Below are 22,212 nucleotides of genomic sequence, written 5' to 3'. Positions count from 1 at the left end.
TATCGATGGTCATGGTGGCGTCGCCGCCACCAATACCGAGCCAAAGTGAGCCACTACCAGCGAAGACTCCAAATTCAGCAGATGCGGCTGGAGTATTAGTGAGTGTTTGACAGGGCGTCGCACGGCGTGTCCGTCGGGTTAGTGAATCTTGGTCGGAGGGTTCCTGTGTGGAGCGGACGCGGACGTATGACTCGGACCTGACCGATGCCCAGTGGGATCTCGTTGAGCCGTTGTTGCCGTTGATCAAGGAGCCTGGTCGGGTGCCGAAGCATCCTCGTCGGGACGTGGTCGATGCGATCTTGTACGTGGTGCGGACGGGTGTTCGTGGCGGCAGTTGCCGGTCGACTTTCCGCCGTGGCAGACGGTGTACTGGCAGTTCAGGCAGTGGGAGAAACGCCAGGTCACGGAGCGGATCCTGGACTTGTTGCGGGAGGAGGTCCGCCTGGTCGAGGGCCGGGATCCGGAGCCGTCGGCGGGGATCATCGACTCCCAGTCGGTGAAGGGTGCGGACACCGTCGGCCGGGACACCCGCGGCTACGACGCTGGCAAAAAGGTCAATGGTCGGAAGCGGTTCATCGTGACCGACACCCTCGGGCTGCTGGTCTGTGTGTGGGTCCTCGCCGCGTCGTGGCAGGACCGAGACGGCGGCAAGGGCGCCCTGCTGGCGGCTTACGCCGGTACCCCGATCCGGTTCGTGTTCGCCGACCAGGGCTTCGCCGGCCGCCTCGTCGGCTGGTGCCGCGACGTTCTCCGCACCCATCTCCAGATCGTCCGAAAGCCGGCCGACCAGGAAGGCTTCGTGGTCCACCCGAGGCGCTGGGTGGTCGAGCGGACCCTCGCGTGGCTCACCTCGTACCGGCGCCTGGCCCGTGACTACGAACGTGACCCGGCAGTGTCCGAAGCCCTGATCCGGTGGGCCGCGATCAACCAGATGATCCGCCGACTCCCCCGAGGAGGACCAGCCCGCCGACGGAAACGACGCACCTTCAACCAGCCCGACTGACACCACTCTCAAACACTCACTGAGGGGCGCCCGGTCTACACCTGTGTGAAGATCAGAGCCACGTTTTGGCCGCCGAAGCCGAACGCGGTCTTCAATGCGGCGGGCATCTCGAGGCGGCGGGGACCTCCGGTTACGACGTCCAGGTCGAGGGCCGGGTCGGGTACGTTGAGATTGCAGGTGGGCGGCACGTGCCCCGCGTGAAGCGCACGGATGGTGGCGACTGCCTCGACCGCGCCGGCCGCGCCAAGCAGGTGGCCGTGTGCCGACTTGTTGGCGGTCAGCACCGGGTGGTCGCCGACGGTGCGGCGTAGAGCGGCGACTTCGATCATGTCGCCCACCGGGGTGCCGGTCGCGTGCGCGTTCACGTGGGTGATCTCGGCCGCGGGGACCCGTGCGTCCCTCATGGCCATCGTGATCGCGGCTGCGACGCCGGCGCCGTCGGGACGTGGCTGTACCAGGTCGTAGCCGTCTGACGTGATCCCGACGCCGGCCAGCCTGGCCCAGGCCCGAGCACCCCGGGCGGTGGCACGCGAGGCCCGTTCGAGCACGACCACCGCTGCGCCCTCACCGAGGACGAATCCGTCCCGGCCCGCGTCCCATGGACGTGATGCCCCTTGGGGGTCGTCGTTCCGCGTGGAGAGGGCGCGCAGCGCGCTGAAGCCGGATATGGCCAGACCGGTGATGACGGCTTCGGCACCGCCAGCGACAACGACATCGGCGCGGCCCAGGCGGATCAGGTCCGCGCCGAGGGCGATGGCTTCGGCGCCGGTGGCGCATGCGCTGGCGACCGAGTGCACGCCGGCCTGCGCCCGCAGCGCGACGCCGACGCACGCAGCTGGTCCACTCGCCATGGTCCGCGTGATGGCGTACGGCGAGGCCCGGCGCCGTCCACCGGCTTCCAGGAACTGCGACTGTTCCAGCATGCTGGTAAGGCCGCCCATGCCGGTGCCGACGCAGACAGCCAAGCGATCGGACGGTACCGGATCGTGGTCCAGCCCGGCGTCCGTCCACGCCTCGCGTGCCGCGATCAGTGCGGCCATTTCGACCCGGTCGTAGCGACGGATGTCACGGGCCTCGAAATGGGTCGCGGGATCTGTGTGGAGCTCGGCCGCGATTCGCGTCGTCAGATGCTGTGCCCAGTCGTACGGGAGGGCCGTCACCGCCCGTCGTCCGTCCAGCAGGCCTTTCCAGTGCTCGTGGCTGTCGCCGCCCAACGGTGTGGTCGCGCCGAGCCCGGTCACCATCACGCCGGTCATGCGGCGACACGTTCGGCGACCGCCTCGTACAGGTCCCGGCCCGTGACCGTACGGCTCAGCGTCGTGTCGTCGATGACGACCTGCAAGCGGTCCTCGAGGCAGGCGATGACCTCCAGACGTGACATGGAATCAAGCTCGAGATGCGCGAACCGCTCGTCGAGCGAGAAGTCCTCCGGCAGGGGCTGGTTGGTGACCTCCAGCACGGACGCGGCGAACTGGGCCAGAAACGCGACCTCGGTGAGTCGGCCGGGCATAATACCTCCTATGAGTCGAGATCGCCGTGGCTCCCCGCGGCGGCCTGCGGCATGCTGATGATGGAGAAATACGCACGATCGTGGAACTGCCAATCGAGGTGCTCGAAGAGCTCCCGGACCGTTTCGGATGCCAGATCGCCGAGCACGCCCCGAGCCGTGTCCGCACGGTTCAGGAATGCTTCCAGCCAGGCGCCGCGGCGGAAGAAAACGCCGAGACGGTGCCGGTTGTATAGCCAGATGCCGAGGCAGGCTACTTTCGTGTGCACCTCGCTGTAGCGCTGGGCGAGGCGCATCAGCCGAGCCGGCGTGTCCTTGATCCCCACCGGGCCGTCGGTAGGGCGAGGGGGTTGCTCGGCGACGATGGCGGCGAGGACGTTGTCGAGCTCTCCTCGGAGGGACTCGCTCGCCGTCCGCAATGCCCGTACCCGCCGCGCGTCGTTCTCGTCGTCGGGTCGTACGGATGAGAGTAAGTCCAGCAGATGGTTCAGGCTCGCGGTGACGGCGTCGCGGCCGCGGCCGAAGACTGCCACGTCACCGGGTTCCCACGGGTCCAGTGGCTGACCGAGGTCGTAGAGCTGTTGCCAGTCCTCGTCCCGCGTCCGCCGGGTGCCGCGCTCCAGCGCGGGAAGCTGCATCGCCAGGCTGTCCAGGCACACCGAACTGCTTCCGTCGAACATCGACACCACCGCGCCATCACGCTTCATCTTCTGGAAGATTCCGGCATGCGCGAGGTCCCGGAGAAAGTGCCGGGCGCCCAGAAGGGCGGAAAGTTCGTCGCCCGCGCTGTCGACGAGCCGGCTGACCTGCACCTTGACGACACTGGACCAGGCGCTGAATTCGGACTCGAAAAGGTGCAGGCCGCGCATCGCCACCAGCGCCACGCATTCGGCGGCGAGCAGGTTCAGGTACGCGTGGCAGAGGGCCTCCCGAACGTGCGGTAGGTCGACCGCTTGACGCCCGTACAGGCGGCGGCCGGCGAGGTGCTCGTATGTCTTGCGCAGCAGGGTGTCGCCCACGCCCAGAGACAGCGCGCTGCACAGCGTACGGGTAAGCATCAGGCCACGCAGCGCGGTCTCCATCCCCCTGCCTCGAGTGCCGATGAGGGCGGTCGGCGGCACGGGTGCGCGGTCGAATGCGATCCCGCTGATGTCGCAGCCGCGCAGCCCGACGGTGGGGGTACGGGGCAGACCGTTGACCCGGCCCGCCGGAACGGTACGTTTGTCGAGCAGGAACAGGGACTGGTTCTGGAAGTTGTCCACGGCGGCGGTGCGCGCGAGGACGAGAGCGTGGGTCGAGGTGCTTCCGCGATTGATGGGCCACTTGCGGCCCGAGATCAGGAACGCCCCGTCCGCGCCCTCTGTGGCGACGCAGTCGTTGGCGGCAAGGTCGGCGCCGTGCTCCTCCTCGGAGTAGGCGAGGCAGGGGATCACCTCACCGGCGAGCATGTCATGGGCGAAGTCGCGTCGCTGCTCGTCGTTGCCACCGATCCAGACGACGAACGACCAGATCTGGGTGCTCACGGAGACGGCGACGTTCATGTCCCGCCGTGCCACGCTCCGGATCAGCCACAGCAGCTCCTCGGCGGTGCCCAGGTCCCCGCCCAGGGACCTCGGCACCAGGCGCTGCCGCAGCGCGAGACGATCCAGCAGGTGCAATCCGTGGACCGGGAGGGTCTCGGTCTCGTCGGCGTGCCACCCGCTGGCGAACGAGATGTCGTTGCCGGCCAGGTCGGGGTCCCCGAGTGCGCGTTCCAGGTCGGCGACGCTCTGCCGGTAGGAGGGCTCGAAGGTGTTCACCGCCGCTCGCTCGCGCGTAGTGCGTTCGTCACGAACTGCGCGATGCCCGTCGACGTCTCCGGGCTACGGAACACCGGCAGAACACGCCACCTGAGGTGCAGGGCGTCCTGGTCGGCGTGCACGGTCAAGCGGACCGGCACGTGGGCCGCGCGGTGAGACGGGAAGGAGACGGCCGGCTGATGCCGCGACAGCCGGAAAACGCCGGAGCGCTGTCCCGCCCGGAACGTCAGCCCCTGAACGTTGACGACAGCGTGGGCGAAGGGGACATAACCCGTGGTCGCCCGCCCAGCGCCGCACATGAACTGTTGCGTCTCCTCCCAATACGCCTCGCGAGCGGAGGTTTCATCGAGTTGTCGTGCGCACTCCTCGGGGCTGAACCCATCGGACACGTGGAAGAAGTGCGGGACCGCCTGGGCCAGCCAGCCAACCGCCCGTCGATGGCTCGGCTGGGTACCTCGGACGGCTCGACCGTGCCGTCCGATATCGAGGCGGACGACCTTCGTACCGGCGATCTTGGACATGCCCAGCGCCAGCGCGTACACGAGGTCACGCTCGGTGTCTCTCAGGTCGACCGGCCGCCAGGGCAGGGTCTCCCAGTGGATTTGCTCTTGGAGCCCATGCGTTCCCAGCAGGTCCGGTCGGACCTCCTTACTACGCGTGACGGCGTCCCAGGGCCGGTCCACCCACCAGGTCGCGTCGTCAGACAGATCCGACGCGCTGAGGTGGACCGGAATTGAGCGCACGTAATCCAGGTAGGAGTCGCGTGCGGGAGCGGCGTCGTCGCCGTGTTCATACAGCAGGGCGACATCTCGCATCAGGATCGGCAGGGACAACATGTCGGCCGCGAAGTGATGAAAGGCGAAGACCAGATGGTCCTCGTCGGGCGTCCGGAGCAGTTCGACGCTCCAGAGAGGGCCGTTCTCGACATCGATCGTACCGACGAGTTTCTGGAAAATCTCCTGGACGGCCTGGTCCGAGATCGCCGGCGCGTCGACGGTCTGGATGCCCTCACCATCGAGCCAGCGGTCATCGGCAATGTCCTGATAGAAAGCCCCTCCGGAAGAGCGGATGCGGAGGCAGAGCGACGGATGGCGGTACGCGAGAAGCTCCAGCACACGCCGGAGCCGTTGGTGCTCCAGTCGTACCGTCGCGGTGACGACGACCGGCAGCACATAAGTGTTCACATCGCCTGCCGTTGCCGCGCCGAGCATCGTGTTGAGCTGCTGCTGGGTGAGGGAAAGCAGCCTCAACGAGTGGTCCATTCTTCTACGTCGGACTCACGGGCCTGTGTGGTTCCAACGCCGGTGTTCCCGGGCAGCGACAGCCGGACGGTCCCATTTCGGGGGGCAGCGTATCCGGCTGCACCCCGGCCGTCAAAGCTTCGGTCACGACGTCGCGGGCTCCCTCGGCGCGGGCCCTGCCCGTGCCGGCCGCCTCGGCTCAGCAGCCGGCCGAAAGTGGCGAATTCCTCCGCGTTCAGGGCTGCCGGGCTCGGCCCTCGGTCACCCGGCCGCACAACTCCATGACGGCATCCCGGCCACGGTCGACCGAATAACCCCAGGCCACGCCGTGCAGGTTGAGACTCAAGTTGATCCACTAGGGATGGCTGTTGGAGCCGGGCAGGAGGCGGCGAGCCTGCGGGGATCACCAACTCAGGGAAGGGCCCGATACTGACTCCATCCCTGGAGCTGACTGTGACGCGGAATGGGGTGATGGCCGAGCCATCGGGTTCAGCGCACGGTGATGACCAATTTGCCCGTGGTGTGTCCGGTCTCTCCCAGGGCGTGAGCCCGAGCGCCTTCGGCGAGGGGGAAGGTGCCGGAGACGTGCGCGCGGAGCTTTCCCCGGTCAGCGAGTCGGGCGGCAGCGCGGATCCCGGCTTGATCGTGCTCAACGAGCAGAGTGACGGCGCGGATCTGCGCCTTCTCCGCGGCGGCCTGGGTGTCTTCGGCGCCCGGCACCAGGGACACCAGGACCCCACCGGGACGGAGCACACCCACCGAACGGGTCGCGGTTTCCCCGCCGAGGGCGTCGAGGACGACGTCGTACCGCTGTTCGGTGTCGGTGAAGTCCTCCGTGCGGTAATCGATGCAGGCATTCACACCGATCTCGCGCAGGAAGTCATGTTTGGCGGCACTCGCGGTTCCGGTGACATGCGCGCCGCGCTCCTTGGCGATCTGCACCGCGAGATGACCGACACCGCCAGCCGCGGCGTGGATCAGCACCCGTTGCCCCGCCCGCAGGCCCGCGGTGTCGATGAGAGCTTGCCAGGCGGTGAGCGCGGCCAGCGGCAAGGCCGCTGCCTGGACGTGGTCGATCCCGGCGGGCTTGGCCGCGAAGGCCCGGGTAGGGCCGGTCACGTACTCCGCGTGGGAACCGGCGCCGTAGGGGTAAGGCAACATGCCGAACACCTCGTCACCGGGCCGGAACAGAGTGACGCCGACGCCGGTCTCCACCACGGTGCCGGAGACGTCCCACCCCAGGGTCATCGGCGGTGGCGGCAGGAAAATGTGGTGAGCGCGGTGTTTGAAGTCCGTGGGGTTGAGTCCAGCGGCATGTACGGCGACAAGGATCTCTCCCGGGCCGGGTGCGGGCCGCGCAAGCTCGGTTAGCCGCAGGACCTCGGGGCCACCAAGGGCGGTTTGGTGCAGGGCGAGCATCACCGGAGTGGAGCCGGCATGTTCAGCGGTGTCGGTCGAAGTCATGTCTTAATCCTGGCCGGACGCCCCAACCCGCGGCGATGGCAAGAAAGTCGTTTTCCGATACGTTCTTGCCATGCCCCTAAATTCTGCAGCCCGCCGCGATCCTCGCGCCGGCAGCACTTTGCTCGCCCGCGCTGCGTCGTCCCGGGCCCGTGACCTCGCCGACCGCGCGACCGAACTCGACCGCCGAATGCGCCGCCCGCGGCCGGACGCCCACAAGGTCGTCGTCCTTGCCCTCGACGGCGTCTACCCCTTCGAACTCGGCATCCCGCACCGAGTCCTGGGATCAGCCGGTGGCCGCTACGAGGTACTGTCCGCGAGCGTGGACGGACAGCCCGTACGTACCGCCGCGGACCTGACCGTCACTCCCGGACACGGTCCCGAGGTACTGCCCGAGGCGGACACCCTCGTCATCCCCCCGTACGGGATCTCCCCGGCCTCGGCCGCCGCCCCGGACCCGCGGGCCGTCGCAGCCCTGTCCCGCGTGCGCCCCGGCACCCGTCTGGTGTCCATCTGCACCGGTGCCTTCCTGCTGGCCGCGGCTGGTCTGTTGGATGGGCGGCGGGCCACCACCCACTGGGCGCTGGCCGACTACTTCCGGGAACTGTTCCCGCAGGTCGAGCTCGATCCCGGCGTGCTGTTCATCGAGCACGGTGACGTGCTGACCTCGGCTGGGGCGGCGAGCGGGGTCGACGTCTGCCTGCACCTGCTGCGCCAGGACCACGGTAGCGAAGTGGCTAACCAGGTCGCCCGCCAGTGCGTCATGCCGCCGTACCGGGACGGCGGGCAGGCACAGTACATCGAACAGCCCGTGCCGCTGGCGAGCGCGACCGGCACCGGGCCGACGCGTGACTGGGCGCTGCAGCGCCTCGAATCACCGCTGTCGCTGGACGAACTGGCCACCCACGCGGCGATGAGCACCCGTACCTTCAGCCGGCGTTTTCGAGAGGAGACCGGTATGAGTCCCGGTCGCTGGCTGACACAGCACCGGCTGCGGCGGGCGCGGCACCTGCTGGAGTCCAGCGACCTGCCGGTGGATCGAGTCGCCCACGAGGTCGGCTTCGCCACCGCCACCTCGCTGCGTCGACACCTGGCGGCGGAAGCGGGGGTCGCCCCGTCGACCTACCGGCGTACCTTCCGCGCGTCGGACCCGGCTCCGGGCGCGACGGGGTAGAACCAAGCGCAGCACCCGCAGCACCTGGAGGTGCCGGAACCCTTGCCGGACGGGGGCGGGGTGAGTCGTGTGGCCGGCGCCGGTCGTTCCCGGGGGTGGCGTAGGTCGGCGACGGCGCTGCGGGCGAGGTGAAGCTGGGTGTAGACGGCTGGGACGAGCCAGGTCCACCGGTCGGAGGCCGCCGGGTCGCGTAGTTTCGGGGTGGTCCAGCCGAGGGTCTGTTTGAGCATGTGGAAGGTGTGCTCGATGTCGAAGCGGCGCAGGAACGCCTGCCGGGGCAGGTCGATCTCGGCGGTGTCGGCCGTCGGGTGGCCTGCGGCACCGGTACTGTCGCCAGAGCGGTCCGCAGTCGGTCGACATCGATGCGCCCCTGGTCCAGTGCCGCGTACAGCGAACCGTGGCCCGCCGGTGTTCACCGGCCACAGTCAGCTCCACCGGTGACCACAGTGGCGTGTCTGCGCACAGCAACCGCGTCCACCAACTCGAACAACGCGTCCGACCGCGCGGGCAGGCACCCGGTAGAACTCGTCCCGGAACCCGGCCAGCCGCCTGACCGCGCCCGCCAGCCCAGCACCATGCACACCGATCACCGGACAGCCCCTGATGTGAATCTCTTCCCTCGACAAGAAGATGATCGATCAAGGGCTGCCCTCATGATCAGCCAGGTCGAGATCACCCAGCCGCGTTGAAACTCACGGCGTGCCTCCTCCTGGCTCTCCGCCATCGTCAGGTGGCCGATCAGCGGGGCTGGGCCGACACTGTTCAGGACGGGCACGTCGACAGTCCCTCCGGGGCTGTCCGTAAATCTGGGCTTGAGTTCCGTATTGCGCCGGCTGCGGGCGGCAGGATGAGCAGGCTACCGGTCATCATCGACAATCCCCAGACCGCCGATCAGACACGGCGGTCCAGCAATCTCGGCAGGTAAGGCGTCCCAGGTCGCCTCTCACCGGCCGAAGTACCAGGACAGCGTCTGCCAGGGTAGGAAATCGACGCAGCCCGATCCCGACCGCAGAGCGACCTCTAGTCTGAGACGCTGATCACCAGCTTGCCGCGCGGCCTCGATGTGGCTGAACGACCCTCGAGCATCAGATGAGCGTCGGGCACCTGAGCGAGGGGGAGGACGGCTCCCACCACCGGTCGAAGCAGCCCTCGTTCGGCCAGCCGCGCAAGCTTCTCCATTCGTTCCGCAGACGGCCTCGTGAAGAGGAAGTGATAGGAGGCGTTCACTCCCCACGCGGCGAGGAGGTTCTGCGGCTGGGCGGTGTCGACGATGGTGACCACGCGGCCGTCGGGTGCGAGCAGGCGCGGACTTCTCGTCAGCGTCTCTCCGCCCACCGTGTCTAGCACCACGTCGACACCCCGGCCACCGGTGGCCTGAAGGACGGCCTCCTCTACATCATCGGCTGCAAAATCGATCGTGTGGTGCGCCCCGAGTTCCCGGACCAGTGCGGCGTCGCTTCGCCGACATGTGGTCAAGACCTCCGCCCCCATCGCGGCGGCGAGCTGAATCGCCACCGTGCCGACTCCCCCGGCGCCCCCGTGCACGAGTACGCGTTCGGCGACGCGGAGCTGCGCTCGATCGACGAATGCCTCCCAGACCGTCCCAGCCACCAGGGGAAGGCTCGCAGCCTGGATGTGACTGAGCGATCTCGGCTTCAGTGCCACGATCGACTCTTCGACGACGTGGTACTCGGCGTAGGCGCCGGCTCCCTGGAAGAAGCGGGAGAGATACCAGACCTCGTCCCCCGGCTTGAAACGGGTCACTCCGGCGCCCACTTCCTCGACCACGCCGGAGACGTCATGGCCGATGACGAGCGGCGGTCGGGTGTCCTCGCGGTAGTCGCCACGCCGGATCTGCAGGTCCAGCGGGTTGACCGAGGTGCCATGGACCCGCACCAGCAGTTCACCGTGACCCGGAGCGGGTGTGGGGATGTCGTCCTGGACGAAGACCTTCTCGGGAGGGCCGAAATCGGTCATGATCATGGCGCGCAAGAGACGACTCCTTCTTCTGCATTTCGCGAACTTCCGAAATGCTACCTCCTGATCAGAGCTCCGTCATCACCCAGCCGGCGAAGGCCTTGATCGCATCCTCTTCACGCTGGTAGTAGGTCCACTGGCCGACGCGGGTCGCCCGGACGAGTCCCGCCCGGTGCAGCACCGCCAGGTGCGCCGACATCGTGGAGGGCGCCAGCCCGGCCTTGCGCTGGATGTCGCTGACACACACGCCGACCCCCCTGGCGGCGTCGGCGTCAGGAGGAGGGAAATTCTGGACCGGGTCCTTCAACCACTGCATGACGTGCAACCTGACCTGGTTCGAGAGAGCTCTTGAAACGGCCAAGGGATCGTTGTTCACGCCAATACAGTAATCGGCGCCCACCTGTGCAAGTAGCAGCTCCGCCGACCCCCGGAAGCTCCCCCCGCCAGCTCCGCTCCTCACCCGCATCGAGCACACCTTCCGCATGCTCAACCAGACCGTCGGCTGGACCAGCCCGAAGCTACGCGACCCGGACGCCGCCGACCGTTGGACCCGGCGCGTACTGGCCGCCTACACCCAGCTACGCCTCGCCCGCACCGCCCCCCGCCGACCTACGCCGCTCCTGGGAACGCCCCGCCCCGCCCGAAAGGCTCACCCCCGCCCGTGTCCGGCGAGGCTTTCCGAACCTGCGCGGTAAGCCGGTACCCGCCAGTGCGCCGAAACCGTCCCGGCCAGGCCCGGGCCGGCCACCCGGCCGACGCAACGACCGCCTGGCCACACGCCACGACATCCATGTCACCAGCACAAAACTGGCCACACACCGAAGAGAGCCAAGAAGTCGACCAACTGAGGAGCCGGTCCGCTGCACGGCCGAACACACTGGTGGTCATCAGGAACACCTCCCATCTGGCCCACAGACGGCCGATTCTTCCTGTGGTGTGATTTTGATCAGTTGCTTCGACGGAACGGCGTGCGGCGCCCGCGGCGGCGTGGCCGCCGCACCGCCACCTGCGCTTGATGACTGCGCAAGCTTTCGTGATGTTCAGTAAATAGGTGTCGACGCTCAGTCTGCCGGCCTCGGCGATTACGCTCGCCGTCCGCCGATCAGTCTGGTTGGGATTGTTCTGCACGACGACCTGTGTGATCCCGCGCGCCGCGGTGTAGACGTCGCCGCCGGTCCACCACTCCTCAAGCGCGGTTGTGGGAACCGCCGCCCACGCTGATGAAGCGGCGTCAACGGCGGTTCCCGTGGTGCAGCGCTGTGTCAGGTCAGCCGGCGAGCTGTCGGCGTACCGTGTTGTCGTCCATCAGGTACCACACGAACTTGAAACGGCCGTCCTGGACCTGGTAGAAGACGGTCTCGTCGAACTCCACGGATGCCTGCTGCAGGACCGGGGTCACCGCGCCTGCGGCGTGTAAGCGTTCGAGAGCGCGAAGCTGTCCTCCAACACGTGGTAGCGCGTGATGAGTCCGTTGCGGCCGACCGTGATGTCGAACGCGAACTCGCTATCGAAGCTCCGGCCCGTTGCGAGGATCGTGACACGGAAGGTGCCGAGGGCGATGGCGCGGTCACCGTCACCGATGATCGCCTCGACCTCGACCCTCTCGGGCGTGGTCAACTCCTCGAGCTGAGTGAAGTGCTCGGTGACCTCGGCGCGGCCGACCTTGCGACCGAGCCACGGCACGGCGGAGGTGTCGCCCTGGATGTACCAGTCCACTTCCTTGTCGAAGTGCTTCGCCAGCTCCTTCGGCGAGGCACCTGCGGCTCGCGCCTCGAACAGTGCGGTCGCCGCCTCACGGGCGGTCACGGCCTTGCCCTGCCGGGTCGGCTGCTCGGCAGCGGCCACGGCGGCTCTCGCCGCAGCAGGTTCGAACTTCAGCAAGCTCCCGGACTGACTGAACCCGAGTGCGACGACGATAAAGAGCAGGGCCACTGGCAGCAGCTTGCGACGCACCGCTGCGGAGGGGGAAAACATCTTGTCTCCTCGATCGAGGTTGTGCCGGTCGGTCGTATCGCGCGTATTCATTCTTTGAGTTCGCCCCGCTCATGGTCACCGCGACAATACCTGGGTGCAGGTAGGCTTCTATTCGGCCCGCGTATTGTCGAGGTCTTCAGCATGGGGCACCGTCGTCCTGAGCATCAATGCGTCATCGGAATCTCCTTCCAAATCGCGACTCACCGGGTCGGTTAGATGTCATGGGCGTGAGGGTGAGAATGGTTCGCGCGTGCGCCCTCTCGCATCCACGATCCGAGAACCTGTTCATCACGATAGGAATGGCACCGGTGGTCAACCAGAGCCCCCTCAAGCCAGGGGAGTGCGAGGACCCCGTTAAGGACCTTCGAGACCCATGGCTCGAGGCACGGTCGGATGCCCGGCCATGGTCGTCCAGCGATTCGGCTGGCCGGTCTCCGCGCGGCGCAGCGGTGCCACCTGCCTACGCACCAGCAACATGATCATTGTGTGGCGCTCACAGTCCTGCAGGTCCTCGTCCAGCCGGCTTCCATCGAGGACCGATACTTCGACATCCTGGCCTCGGACGGTCTCGCCAGAGCAGTCGGCGCTGATGCCGGCGGGCATGGGCACCTCCTTACGCCGCAGCCCCGGCGCCCGCCGCACCCCGACGTCGGGGATGCCCGCCTGCTCCGGCGTCACCAACGCGCGCGGGCGTGGAGGTACGCGCCGAGGGCATTCGTCCTCTCACTCGCGAGGCAACAGAAGGGATCGGTAAGAGGAACAGAGGGGGGCCTGCGGTTCCCCTGGCACACGGGTGCTCTGGTTCCGGTCGATAGCCGCGCATAGCGTTCCTGACGGCTCGCCGGCCCCCTCCGATGGGGAGACAACGGCGCATGACCGTCACCCTGATCACCGGAGCCAACAAGGGCGGCCCGACCGGCACGCTACAGCACGAAACCGGCGAGCTCCCCCTTTCTGGTCACAGACGATTGGATCCAACATTGACCAGCACCACCACGCCGATCGAGACGTCGACGGCGGACAAGCAGGGGTCCTGGGCCGGCGTCGCCGCGCTGAGCCTGGGAATCTTCGCCATCGTCATGTCGGAGTTCCTGCCAGCCAGCCTGCTTCCCCGCATCGCAGCCGACCTGGATGCGTCGGCCGGTGCCGCGGGACAGGCCGTCAGCGTGACCGCCTTCGCCGCCGCCGTCTCGGCCCTTCTGATCTCCGCAGTCCTGCCCAAGGCCGACCGGAGGCGCGTGAAGATCGGCCTCACGCTGCTCGCGGTCGTCTCGAACGTACTCGTCGCGCTGGCGCCGAACCTCTTCGTCCTCCTGGCCGCACGGCTCCTGCTCGGTATCGCGCTCGGCGGTTTCTGGGCGATGGCGACCGCGATGGCCGCGCACCTCGTGCCCGCCCACCAACTCGGTCGCGCCCTGACAGTGATCAACTCCGGCGTGGCGGCCGCCACGGTCGCGGCCGTCCCCCTCGGCGCCTGGTTGGGCGAGGTCTGGGGGTGGCGCGGCGTGTTCCTGCTCGGCGCCAGCTTCGCGCTGGTCGCGCTGATCGCGCAGGCGGTGACGCTGCCGCGCGTCACGCCCACCGCAGCGACCGGGCTTCGGACGCTCGCAGAGGTGCTGCGTTCCGGCGTCGTCCTCACCGGCCTCTTCGCGATCCTGTTGATCTTCGCCGGCCACTTCAGCGGGTTCACCTACATCCGACCCGCCACGGAGCGCCTGTCCGGAATCGACGGTGACGCCTTCGCCGTGCTGCTCCTCGCCTTCGGCATCGCCAACTTCCTCGGCACGGCAGTGGCCGGCCCCCTGGCAGACCGCTCGCCGCGAACGGGAGTGCTCCTTTTCCCCACCGTGCTCGGCGCGGGAATGTTGGTCATGCACGTTGCGGGTGGTTCGACCACCGGTCTGTTCACCGCCGCCGCGCTGTGGGGCTTTGGATTCGGCGGCGTGCCGACAACGGTGCTGAGCTGGGGTGCCCGGACCAAGCCGAACCGCCTTGAACAGATCGGCGGCCTCATCGTGACGGCCTGCAACCTCGCGATCGCCTTGGGCGCCGTGGTCGGCGGGCTTGTGGTCGACGAAGTCACCGCCAGCGCCCCGTTGATCATCGGTGGCACCACAGCGATCGCCGGCGCGGTGATGCTCGCCTGGCCCGACAGGCGGAGCTGATCGACCACATCCATCCTGTGCCTCAGGTCACGCCGAGATGCCCCCTGACGATCTGACCGTGCCCTGGCGACCGGTTTCACTTCGTTGACGTACGTGTCGATTCCACTCCTCGACGACACACCTCTGATGGACGTACCAGAGTCCGACGACCCGCGAAACACGACGACCCGCCCGAGTCCGCCGACGCCCGCGTACGCCCAGCCGGTTGTCGATGACTCTCGGCCGTTCGGCGCGCACCTGCGGATGAGTTGGTGGAGACCGCTGGTGGTCATCCTGGTGCCACCGGTGGCGCTGGTGGTGTCGCAAGGTTCCGGGGCACCAGCTTGTCGGCGTCTCGGAGCGCAGTGACGACCCGTTGGCGCCGACCATGACCCCGTTGAGGTTTCTGGCCGTGAACCTCGCCACCATCGCGACGGGCGTGCTGGCGATCCTGCTCCTGGCATGGCTGGGCAAGGTGTCCTGGCGCGGTCTGATCAGCTCACCGCAGCCGTTCGATTACCACCGCTTGGCGCAGTAACTGCTCGGCGCGGCGCTCCCGGTGGCTGCGGCGATCGGTGTGGTGGCGCTCACCGCTGCCGACTCCCCCGGATGGATCGCCTTCGGCGTGTCCGGTACGACGATCATCATTCTCGTGCTGACTCTCCTTACTACGCCGCTCCAGGCGCTCGGCGAGGAGCTGATGTTCCGAAGCACCGCACTGCCCACCGCCGCATGACCTGGACCACAGTCGGGTCAGCGGGAGCCGGACCGATGCCGATCAGCTGACCCAGCGGCATCGCTCATGCGTTCCGGGTATAGGTTCGGTGGGTGGATGTGGTTGCCGCCTGCCGGGCGTTCGTGGCCGTCAGTGGCCACGGCAGCTTCACCTCCGGCGCCGCCGCTGCGGGCATTCCCCAGTCGGTCGCCAGTCGCCGCATCGCCGCCCTGGAGGAACACTTCGGGGCGCGGCTGTTCGACCGGTCGTCCCGGGCCGTCCGGTTGACTCCGTTCGGGCAGGACATGCTTCCGCCCGCACGGCGCCTGGTCGACCTCGCCGACGCCATGGGCGACGATGCCGAGCGGGCACGGCTGCGCCCGCTACGGGTCGCCCTGCCCGAGATCTGCCCGCCGAACCGCCTCGCCGCCCTGGTGACCGCAGGACGACGGCAGCGCATCCACCTGGAGGTACGACCGGCCGGCCCGCAGGAGCGCGTCCGGCTCTGCCAGACCCTCGAGGTCGGCGCCGGGATCGTCGCGGTTCCGGAAGAGACGGCGACCTGGCGGGTACCGCTCGGGCTGGCTGCCCAGGCCCCCTTCCCGGCGCCGACGGTGTTCCTGGAGACGATGCGTACCGGCCGAGCCCGCGCTCAGGCACGCCGACGGATCCTGATCCAGCCCGAGGACGACGTCGCCCACGTGCGTGATCCGCTGACCCGGGCCGGCCAGTCGGTCGGTCTGGCGCCGGCTCAGGTGACGGTCACGCCGTCGCTCGTCGATGCCGCTGCGGAAGCCCTCAGCTCTACCGACCTGCTGCTGTGTTCGCCCGAGCAGGCCGAAGATTTCGGGCTGTACTGGTGCCCCCTCGCCGCCCCCGACTCGTGCGGGCGTACGACATCGCCGCCGGAGCCTTTGAGGACCTCGAACAGCTGAGAACGATTCTGCATGCCGACATCGCGCGATGTCTGGGCGCTGCCGACGGCCGTCGGACGCCGATCGAGAGTGCGACAGCCGACCATCGGTCAGCGGTAGGGCCGACATGAGCGTCACCACAGTCGTACGCAATGCCCGTGCCCTGCTCGAAGAGGCGGGGCTACACGGGGCCTCTCTGGTCCGCAACCTCGACACCGGCGAGGAAGTCGGCTTCGACGCGGACACCCCGTACCCGTCGGCGTCACTGGTGAAGGTGCCGCTGGCAGTCGCGGTCCTGGAACGCGTCGCGCGAGGGGAACTCGACCCCGCGATGCCGGTAGACATCGCGCCCGGTCGGATCACCACCCCGGGCCCGACCGGACTGAGCCGATTCCGCCACCCCGCGCGGGTCGCCCTGGACGACCTGCTCTACCTGAGCACCTCCATCAGCGACGGCGTCGCCGCCGACGCCCTGTTCGACCTCACCCCACCGGCCATGGTCGCCGCCGAACTGCGGCGACTACGCCTTGAGGACATCACCGTCCGGCACCGGATCAGCGCCCTCACCGACACACCGGCGGAACGCCTCGACCCCGACGAGGTACACCTGGCCCACTCCCTCGCCATCGGCGCCGCGACCCCCGGGCAAGGCCACCCGGTCGCCCAGCTCGACATCACCCGCGCCAACGCCGGATCGGCCCGGGCCTTCGTCAACCTGCTGCACGCCCTCTGGCGGCCCTCGACGATCCAGCAGACCACCGCGGCACGGGTACGCGACCTGCTCGGCGACAACCTGCACCGGCAGCGGCTCGCGCCCGACTTCACCTCCGACGCCTCCCGCTGGTCATCGAAGACCGGAACCCTTCTGCACCTGCGGCACGAGATAGGCGTGGTGGACCACGTCGACGGACAGTCACACGCCGTTGCCGCACTCACCGCCTCCCGCGTGCCCGCCGTCACGCAACCCGGCAGCGAGGCGACGATGGCGCAGGTCGCGCGCACACTGCACGACCACCTGAGGACAGGCACCCCGCCGTGGTGGGGCTAGCGATCCTCATCCCGGGAAACTCGAAGACGAGGCTGTGGCGGTACAGATCCTGTACCTGTTGCCGGCCGATGGCCACGAAGGTCAGCAGCCGCTCGGAATCACCCGCCGGGGATCAGCTCATCGATCCGGCAGCTGCGGGCACTCAGCGGCTTGTCATCGGAGGCCGGGCCCTGCTGTTCCCGTCCGTTCGTGGCTCCTCGGCCGGAGTGATCACGGACGAGCCCAGAAGGGCCAGCTTCTCCGCTGACTCCGAGCCGGTCTCGGCGTGGTACAGGACCAAGGTCAGCCCATCCGTCCCGCTGATCGCGAGCCGCTCCCGGTGCAGCGACAGCGCACCGACCTCGGGATGGTCGAACCGCATCAGGCTGGCGCGCTGAGCGCGGACGTCATGGCGGTTCCACAGCTGCCGGAACCGCGGGCTCGCCAGGGTGAGCTGACCAACGAGCTCAAGGAAACGCGAGTCTTCGGTGTCGGTGCCGACAGCCTGGCGAAGACTTGAGGCGTAGCACTCGGTGATGCCGTCCCAGTCCTGGTGAAGGGCTTCCTCGGGTGGGTCCAGGAACACGTCCAACAACTGGTTACGCCCCACCGACATGCTCTGCGATAGCGCGCCCGCCATGGCGTTGGCTGCCAGGATGTCGAAGTATCGTCCCTCGACGAACGCGGGATGGAGGAGCGTCGGCAGGAGCGATCTGATGCCGTCCGGGACGCGTTCGGCGCGGGGCGTCCGACGCTGCCGTCGCGGTCTGTCCGCTACCAGGCTCAGCAAATGGGTCAGACCGTCGTCGTCGAGCGCGAGCACGCGTGCGATGGACTCCAGGACCTGCGTCGACGGGTTGCGATCACGGCCACGTTCGAGGCGAAGGTAGTACTCGGCGCTGATGCCAGCCAGCATGGCGACTTCCTCGCGCCGCAGACCAGGCACCCGTCTCCTTCCGATGTCGGTGATGCCGACCTGCTCGGGAGCGATGAGCCCCCGGCGGGCGCGGAGGTACTCACCCAGGTGGTTCGGCTTGTCGAGCATGGAATCCATGGTGCACGCCGGAGGCCGGGCGTAAGGGGGCCCTGTCACTACCCCACCTGCCGCTACCGGGCACTCGGAAGAACCTGTTCAGGCACCCGTTCGCCAGGGTCTGCTGAAGACGTTGGCGGCCGGCGGACCCCGCGAGAGGAACATGCGCGACGCAGAGGCCGTCCTCGCAGAAGGACCTAGGAAAGGAACATGCCCATGTCAAAGGACTTTGAGGGAAAGACCGTCCTCATCACCGGTGGCGGCCGCGGCCTGGGGGCGCATATAGCGAAGCTGTTCGCCGATCGCGGGGCGGACGTCGCGATCACGTACTGGAGCTCGGTCGACAAGGCGCAGGCCGTGGTGGACGAACTGCGGGCGAAGGGGGCGCGCGCGACGGCGATCCGAAGCGACCTGGCCGACCTCAGGAGCGCGAGACCAGCGGTCGATGCGGCGATCGCCGAGCTCGGAAAGCTCGACATCCTCGTGAACAACGCCGGAATCGCGGTCCAGGGCGAGATGGTGGACGACCCGGACCTCGACGAGGACGCCTACAACCGCCTGTGGCAGGTCAACACCCTGGGCACGGTCGCCATGACGCGCGCGGCCGCACCCCGGATCACGAACGGCGGACGGATCATCTTCCTGGGGTCCCTGCTCGGCACCCGAGTGCCCTTCCGGGGCGTCGCGGACTACGCCGGGTCCAAGGCAGCGCTCGTCGGATACGCCAAGGGCGCAGCGCGTGACCTCGGGCCGCGCGACATCACCGTGAACATCATCCAGCCTGCCGTCATCCCCACCGACATGGCCGAGGAGGTACGCGACAAGCTGCCGCCCCGCGACTTCATCATGAGCATGCAGGCGTTCCCGCGCGTGGCGGCTCTCGACGAGGTGGCCGGCACCGTCGCGTTCCTCGCCAGTCCAACCGCCGGCTACATCACCGGTGCAGTCATCGACGTCAGCGGCGGACTGCACATCTGAACCCCGCGCTGGACAGCCCATACGACAACACACCTGAGACGGACCGACAGGAGCGGAGCATGGCGACAGCATCCTTCGGCTGGCAGCTCGACTCGGCAGCATTCGACAAGTAACCACCCCCGCTAGTGGCTGGCGCCGGCCGGGATACGTCAATTCCGGCCGGCCGGCCATGATTCGCGCCACGGACCTCCGCCCCTGCCGGGGCGTCGATCAGGCCGTGAGTAGGGCCGGCCGTGGTCAGATAGTGGACCGCTGCGGGCTACATGGGCGAGACCCCCACGAGCCGCCCGGCCGCATCGGCCAGGACCTGCACGTTCACGCCGTGCCGCTCGTGCTTTCCAAAGTAGTAGGGCCGCCGATCGGCAACCCGGTCGATCGGGATCAGCGTGCCGTCGATGATCGCGTACGCCAGCTTGGCGGTCCGTCCAGCCGCCTGGGCCAGGTCCGGGCCGATCGCGGCGAGCAGGTCGATCGCGTCCGCCACGGCCCGGATGAGGCTGGCCGCTCCGGCCTCATCCGGAACCGTTCCGCGATCAGAAAGGCAGCTCTCCAGTCTCGTCCTGCAGAGTTCCGGTCGGGCCGTCGCTGTCGAGGGTGGCTAGGCGCACGACAACCTTCGCGCTTTCTTCCGGCGACCTTCCGATGCCGAAGGCGGCGGTCATGTCGGTGGCGGTGGTGCCAGGCTCGACCGCGTTGAACTTGATTCCGGGCTGTGATTTGGCGTACTGCACGGTGAGCATGGTGGCTGCGGCCTTCGATGCCGCATAGAACGCAAGCGGCATAGCGAATTCCGGGCGGTCAGGGTTGGTCACTGCCCAGAAGGAGCCCATGCTGCTCGAGACGGTGACCACCGTCGGGTTCGAAGATTTGCGCAGCAACGGTAGCGCCGCCTCGGTTACCCGGACGATTCCTACCGCATTGATGTCGAAAGCCCGCAGAGCCGTGAGACCATCGACGGCTTCGTTCGCGAGGATACCTGCGTTGTTCACCAGAACGTCGAGCCGGCCCTCGGCCGAACCGATTGTCGTCAGCGCATCTTTCACCGATGCGTCGTCGGTCACATCGAGCTGCACGAACCGGGCACCCAGCGTTCCCGCAGCCGTCTCACCGCGCTCCACGTCACGAGCGCCGACGTAAACAACGTGGCCCAACTCCAGAAGCTGGCGGGCTGTTTCGAACCCGATGCCTTTGTTGGCACCAGTGATCAGTGTGACGGTCATGCGCCTTTTCTCCTATCGCAACGCGTGGCCCGAGCGAGCCGCCGGGAACGCTACGGACGGTTATCGGCCTGAACCAGAGCACTCGCGTGCCAGGGGTATCGCAGGACCCCCTCTATGTGCCACTCAGGGCATACACTGGCGCTGTGAGTGAGAGAACGAATGCCCTTGGTGCGTATCTGCGTGCGCGGCGCGAGCTGGTGACGCCGGAGCAGGCAGGCATTCCCGACGTCGGTGTGCGGCGTGTGTCGGGGCTGCGGCGGGAGGAGGTGGCCATGCTCGCCGGCATCAGCGCCGACTACTACCTGCGGCTGGAGCGGGGCCGCAACCGCAACCCGTCCGTGCAGGTGCTCGAGTCGATCGCCCGGGTGCTCCACCTCGACGACGACCATTTCGCCCACCTGCTCTCCCTGGTGGTGGAGATGTCCCGCAAGCGCCGACGCCGGCCGCGTAAGGAGACCCCACCGGCCGGCGCGCTCAAACTCCTGCACGCCCTCGTCCAGCCCGCTTTCATAGAGGACCGGTACTTCGATTTCCTGGCCTCGAACAGTCTCGCTAAGGTGCTTTCTCCCAGCCTCTCCGTGGGCGGCAATCAGTTGAGGGACCTGTTCCTGGAACCGGCCGAGCAGGCCCTGCATCCGGAATGGGAAGCCGTCACGGAATGTTTCATCGCCAACCTACGACAGGCCGTGGGTAACGATGTCGACGATCCGCGCTTCATCGAGCTCACCGGAGAACTCTCCCTGGCAAGCCCTCGATTCCGTCAGCTCTGGGCACGCCACGAGGTGCGCGGGCAGCGCGGGACTCCGATCCGGATGAATCACCCGCAAGTCGGCGAGCTGACCCTCAACCGGGAAAGGCTGAACATTGCCGGAACCGACAACCTAATGCTGGTCGTCTACCATTCGGACGCCGGCTCCAGCGATGCCGACAAACTCGCCCTCTTGGCTTCCGCAGGTCTGGCCGCCTCGAACACCGATCGAAGGCTCCGTCAGCCCAGCACTGAGGCGGGCAGCGCCGCGTCTGGCTGAACCCGCCAAGGCACCAGACGCAATGCGGAGCGAATAGCGCCCGCGACGAACGCTTTTGTCAGAGACCCCGAGAGGGACAACCGTGACAACAATCGGAATCATCGGCGCCGGTGAAGTCGGAAGTCAGATCGCGCGAGCGGCCATAGCGAACGGCTATGAGATCGTCATCGCCAACTCGCGAGGGCCGGAGACCCTTCGAGGGCTTACCTCCGAGCTGGGCCCGTCGGCGCGCGCCGCGTACGCCGCAGATGCCGCAGCGGCGGGAGACTTCGCGATCGTCGCCTACCCGTACGATCCCGACGACACTCTGCCCGTCAAGGAACTCGCCGGCAAGATCGTGCTGGACACGAACAACTACATGATCTGGCGCGACGGCAACTTCCCGCTGATCGACTCCGGCCGAAAGACGGTTCACGAGCTGCGCCAGGAACAGCTACCCACCTCGAAGATCGCCAAGGCGTTCACTCACATCCAAGCGCCCAGCCTGTTCCGGCTGGCCCGGCCCGCCGGCGCACGCGATCGGCTGGCGCTGGCGGTCTCGAGCGACTACCCCGAGGCCGTCGAGCTGGTCACCAGGTTGTACGACCAGTTCGGATTCGACACGGTCGACAACGGCCCGCTGAGTGAATCCTGGCGTAGCACTCCCGGCACGCCCATGTGGCAGCACCATGTGCACGGGCAGAGTCGTGAGGAACTCATCAGCAACCTGCGACGAGCGCAGCACAGGACCCTGCTGTGACGTTGCGCCTCCCCCGGCGCCACCCTGCTCCGGCCTCTGGCGATCCGAGCCATCACGTCACCATGCCCGTCGCGTCCGACACGCTGCGCGGGTGCGTCGTCCTACTGCGGCAGGCTGCAGTTATGTCGGCCCACCGGCAACGCACTCGTCGTGGGGTTCGAGCATGTCCATGGCCGCGCCGTTAACTAAAGGACGTCTCGTAACTCGATAGGTGGTCCATGGTGGATCATGTCGGGGTGCAGGTGATCTCGGCAGCTCGCCCGGAGTGGATCTTCCCG

General features: G+C 67.8%; 21 protein-coding genes and 3 pseudogenes. 11 read left to right on the top strand and 13 right to left on the bottom strand.

Annotated features, from left to right (window positions below; all coding sequences use genetic code 11):
• The first annotated feature begins 167 nt into the window (after positions 1–167).
• A protein-coding gene (locus ACWEFB_RS37390; protein ID WP_452292964.1) for an IS5 family transposase occupies positions 168–1,003 on the top strand; the annotation gives its coding sequence in 2 pieces (ribosomal slippage) (positions 168–315 and positions 315–1,003; 837 coding nt in all).
• Positions 1,004–1,038: 35 nt separating this feature from the next.
• Here ACWEFB_RS37390 and ACWEFB_RS37385 read toward each other — a convergent pair.
• The 5 genes from ACWEFB_RS37385 to ACWEFB_RS37365 form a co-directional block, all read right to left on the bottom strand.
• On the bottom strand, positions 1,039–2,259 hold the full coding sequence (locus ACWEFB_RS37385; RefSeq protein ID WP_452292963.1) for a beta-ketoacyl-[acyl-carrier-protein] synthase family protein: 1,221 nt from the start codon (positions 2,257–2,259) through the stop codon (positions 1,039–1,041).
• Positions 2,256–2,513 (bottom strand): acyl carrier protein, encoded by a 258-nt coding sequence (locus ACWEFB_RS37380; protein WP_452292962.1) that lies wholly within the window; start codon positions 2,511–2,513, stop codon positions 2,256–2,258. Before ACWEFB_RS37380 ends, ACWEFB_RS37385 begins: the two co-directional genes overlap by 4 nt.
• Positions 2,514–2,521: 8 nt before the next feature.
• Complete coding sequence (locus ACWEFB_RS37375; protein WP_452292961.1) at positions 2,522–4,309, bottom strand: acyl-CoA dehydrogenase; 1,788 nt, start codon at positions 4,307–4,309, stop codon at positions 2,522–2,524.
• Complete coding sequence (locus ACWEFB_RS37370) at positions 4,306–5,571, bottom strand: condensation domain-containing protein (RefSeq protein WP_452292960.1); 1,266 nt, start codon at positions 5,569–5,571, stop codon at positions 4,306–4,308. Before ACWEFB_RS37370 ends, ACWEFB_RS37375 begins: the two co-directional genes overlap by 4 nt.
• Positions 5,572–6,039: 468 nt before the next feature.
• Positions 6,040–7,014 carry an NADP-dependent oxidoreductase gene (locus ACWEFB_RS37365; protein WP_452292959.1) on the bottom strand — a complete coding sequence of 325 codons (975 nt, stop codon included), beginning with the start codon at positions 7,012–7,014 and terminating at the stop codon, positions 6,040–6,042.
• 70 nt (positions 7,015–7,084) lie between these two features.
• Here ACWEFB_RS37365 and ACWEFB_RS37360 point away from each other — a divergent pair, with 70 nt between their 5' ends.
• Positions 7,085–8,185, top strand: coding sequence for a GlxA family transcriptional regulator (locus ACWEFB_RS37360; RefSeq protein ID WP_452292958.1), 1,101 nt, complete (start codon positions 7,085–7,087; stop codon positions 8,183–8,185).
• A gap of 1,020 nt (positions 8,186–9,205) precedes the next feature.
• Here ACWEFB_RS37360 and ACWEFB_RS37355 read toward each other — a convergent pair.
• The gene (locus ACWEFB_RS37355) at positions 9,206–10,168 is read right to left on the bottom strand and encodes a zinc-binding dehydrogenase (RefSeq protein WP_452292965.1); all 963 of its coding nucleotides are present in this window, start codon (positions 10,166–10,168) and stop codon (positions 9,206–9,208) included.
• A gap of 61 nt (positions 10,169–10,229) precedes the next feature.
• Positions 10,230–10,538, bottom strand: a complete 309-nt coding sequence (locus ACWEFB_RS37350) for an ArsR/SmtB family transcription factor (protein ID WP_452292957.1) — start codon at positions 10,536–10,538, stop codon at positions 10,230–10,232.
• Positions 10,539–10,626: 88 nt separating this feature from the next.
• Between ACWEFB_RS37350 and ACWEFB_RS37345 the strand changes: the two are divergent.
• Positions 10,627–11,005 (top strand): annotated as a pseudogene (locus ACWEFB_RS37345) (NF041680 family putative transposase); the annotation flags it as partial.
• Between the two features lie 424 nt (positions 11,006–11,429).
• Here the strand turns inward: ACWEFB_RS37345 and ACWEFB_RS37340 are convergent.
• The 3 genes from ACWEFB_RS37340 to ACWEFB_RS37330 all read right to left on the bottom strand — a co-directional run bounded on the left by ACWEFB_RS37340 (position 11,430) and on the right by ACWEFB_RS37330 (position 12,739).
• The gene (locus ACWEFB_RS37340) at positions 11,430–11,561 is read right to left on the bottom strand and encodes a hypothetical protein (RefSeq protein ID WP_452292956.1); all 132 of its coding nucleotides are present in this window, start codon (positions 11,559–11,561) and stop codon (positions 11,430–11,432) included.
• A complete protein-coding gene (locus tag ACWEFB_RS37335; protein WP_452292955.1) occupies positions 11,558–12,136 on the bottom strand; it encodes a nuclear transport factor 2 family protein in 579 nt (192 codons plus the stop codon). Before ACWEFB_RS37335 ends, ACWEFB_RS37340 begins: the two co-directional genes overlap by 4 nt.
• Positions 12,137–12,490: 354 nt before the next feature.
• Complete coding sequence (locus ACWEFB_RS37330; protein WP_452292954.1) at positions 12,491–12,739, bottom strand: hypothetical protein; 249 nt, start codon at positions 12,737–12,739, stop codon at positions 12,491–12,493.
• A gap of 269 nt (positions 12,740–13,008) precedes the next feature.
• Here ACWEFB_RS37330 and ACWEFB_RS37325 point away from each other — a divergent pair, with 269 nt between their 5' ends.
• From ACWEFB_RS37325 to ACWEFB_RS37305, 5 genes and pseudogenes are all read left to right on the top strand, one after another.
• Positions 13,009–14,301, top strand: coding sequence for an MFS transporter (locus tag ACWEFB_RS37325; RefSeq protein ID WP_452292953.1), 1,293 nt, complete (start codon positions 13,009–13,011; stop codon positions 14,299–14,301).
• A 391-nt stretch (positions 14,302–14,692) separates the two neighbouring features.
• The gene (locus ACWEFB_RS37320) at positions 14,693–14,818 is read left to right on the top strand and encodes a hypothetical protein (protein WP_452292952.1); all 126 of its coding nucleotides are present in this window, start codon (positions 14,693–14,695) and stop codon (positions 14,816–14,818) included.
• A 21-nt stretch (positions 14,819–14,839) separates the two neighbouring features.
• Positions 14,840–15,016: a hypothetical protein gene (locus tag ACWEFB_RS37315; RefSeq protein WP_452292951.1), complete on the top strand. Its 177-nt coding sequence runs from the start codon at positions 14,840–14,842 to the stop codon at positions 15,014–15,016.
• Positions 15,017–15,108: 92 nt separating this feature from the next.
• Positions 15,109–16,040, top strand: a pseudogene (locus tag ACWEFB_RS37310) (LysR family transcriptional regulator).
• On the top strand, positions 16,037–16,957 hold the full coding sequence (locus ACWEFB_RS37305; RefSeq protein WP_452292950.1) for a serine hydrolase: 921 nt from the start codon (positions 16,037–16,039) through the stop codon (positions 16,955–16,957). Before ACWEFB_RS37310 ends, ACWEFB_RS37305 begins: the two are co-directional and overlap by 4 nt.
• A gap of 142 nt (positions 16,958–17,099) precedes the next feature.
• Here the strand turns inward: ACWEFB_RS37305 and ACWEFB_RS37300 are convergent, their stop codons facing one another.
• Positions 17,100–17,981, bottom strand: a complete 882-nt coding sequence (locus ACWEFB_RS37300; RefSeq protein ID WP_452292949.1) for a helix-turn-helix domain-containing protein — start codon at positions 17,979–17,981, stop codon at positions 17,100–17,102.
• Between the two features lie 204 nt (positions 17,982–18,185).
• Here ACWEFB_RS37300 and ACWEFB_RS37295 point away from each other — a divergent pair, with 204 nt between their 5' ends.
• Positions 18,186–18,947, top strand: coding sequence for an SDR family NAD(P)-dependent oxidoreductase (locus ACWEFB_RS37295; RefSeq protein ID WP_452292948.1), 762 nt, complete (start codon positions 18,186–18,188; stop codon positions 18,945–18,947).
• 184 nt (positions 18,948–19,131) lie between these two features.
• Here the strand turns inward: ACWEFB_RS37295 and ACWEFB_RS37290 are convergent.
• Positions 19,132–19,422: pseudogene (locus ACWEFB_RS37290) on the bottom strand (transposase family protein); the annotation flags it as partial.
• Between the two features lie 58 nt (positions 19,423–19,480).
• Positions 19,481–20,167, bottom strand: coding sequence for an SDR family NAD(P)-dependent oxidoreductase (locus ACWEFB_RS37285; protein ID WP_452292947.1), 687 nt, complete (start codon positions 20,165–20,167; stop codon positions 19,481–19,483).
• A gap of 143 nt (positions 20,168–20,310) precedes the next feature.
• On the opposite strand from ACWEFB_RS37285, the gene ACWEFB_RS37280 reads away from it, so the two are divergent.
• Positions 20,311–21,195 carry a helix-turn-helix domain-containing protein gene (locus tag ACWEFB_RS37280; RefSeq protein ID WP_452292946.1) on the top strand — a complete coding sequence of 295 codons (885 nt, stop codon included), beginning with the start codon at positions 20,311–20,313 and terminating at the stop codon, positions 21,193–21,195.
• Positions 21,196–21,277: 82 nt separating this feature from the next.
• Positions 21,278–21,934: an NADPH-dependent F420 reductase gene (locus ACWEFB_RS37275; RefSeq protein WP_452292945.1), complete on the top strand. Its 657-nt coding sequence runs from the start codon at positions 21,278–21,280 to the stop codon at positions 21,932–21,934.
• Positions 21,935–22,212 lie beyond the last annotated feature (278 nt).

It is taken from the genome of Micromonospora sp. NPDC004704 (genome assembly GCF_053601675.1).
This window is presented reverse-complemented; position numbering and strand designations above follow the sequence as displayed.

Excerpts from the sequence above, each read along its gene's own strand:
- ACWEFB_RS37300 (WP_452292949.1), bottom strand. The coding sequence starts at position 17,981 with ATGCTCGACAAGCCGAACCACCTGGGTGAGTACCTCCGCGCCCGCCGG.
- ACWEFB_RS37330 (WP_452292954.1), bottom strand. The coding sequence starts at position 12,739 with ATGCCCGCCGGCATCAGCGCCGACTGCTCTGGCGAGACCGTCCGAGGC.
- ACWEFB_RS37380 (WP_452292962.1), bottom strand. The coding sequence starts at position 2,513 with ATGCCCGGCCGACTCACCGAGGTCGCGTTTCTGGCCCAGTTCGCCGCG.
- ACWEFB_RS37305 (WP_452292950.1), top strand. The coding sequence starts at position 16,037 with ATGAGCGTCACCACAGTCGTACGCAATGCCCGTGCCCTGCTCGAAGAG.
- ACWEFB_RS37360 (WP_452292958.1), top strand. The coding sequence starts at position 7,085 with ATGCCCCTAAATTCTGCAGCCCGCCGCGATCCTCGCGCCGGCAGCACT.
- ACWEFB_RS37355 (WP_452292965.1), bottom strand. The coding sequence starts at position 10,168 with ATGATCATGACCGATTTCGGCCCTCCCGAGAAGGTCTTCGTCCAGGAC.
- ACWEFB_RS37335 (WP_452292955.1), bottom strand. The coding sequence starts at position 12,136 with ATGTTTTCCCCCTCCGCAGCGGTGCGTCGCAAGCTGCTGCCAGTGGCC.
- ACWEFB_RS37285 (WP_452292947.1), bottom strand. The coding sequence starts at position 20,167 with ATGACCGTCACACTGATCACTGGTGCCAACAAAGGCATCGGGTTCGAA.
- ACWEFB_RS37370 (WP_452292960.1), bottom strand. The coding sequence starts at position 5,571 with ATGGACCACTCGTTGAGGCTGCTTTCCCTCACCCAGCAGCAGCTCAAC.
- ACWEFB_RS37295 (WP_452292948.1), top strand. The coding sequence starts at position 18,186 with ATGTCAAAGGACTTTGAGGGAAAGACCGTCCTCATCACCGGTGGCGGC.
- ACWEFB_RS37385 (WP_452292963.1), bottom strand. The coding sequence starts at position 2,259 with ATGACCGGCGTGATGGTGACCGGGCTCGGCGCGACCACACCGTTGGGC.
- ACWEFB_RS37365 (WP_452292959.1), bottom strand. The coding sequence starts at position 7,014 with ATGACTTCGACCGACACCGCTGAACATGCCGGCTCCACTCCGGTGATG.
- ACWEFB_RS37325 (WP_452292953.1), top strand. The coding sequence starts at position 13,009 with ATGACCGTCACCCTGATCACCGGAGCCAACAAGGGCGGCCCGACCGGC.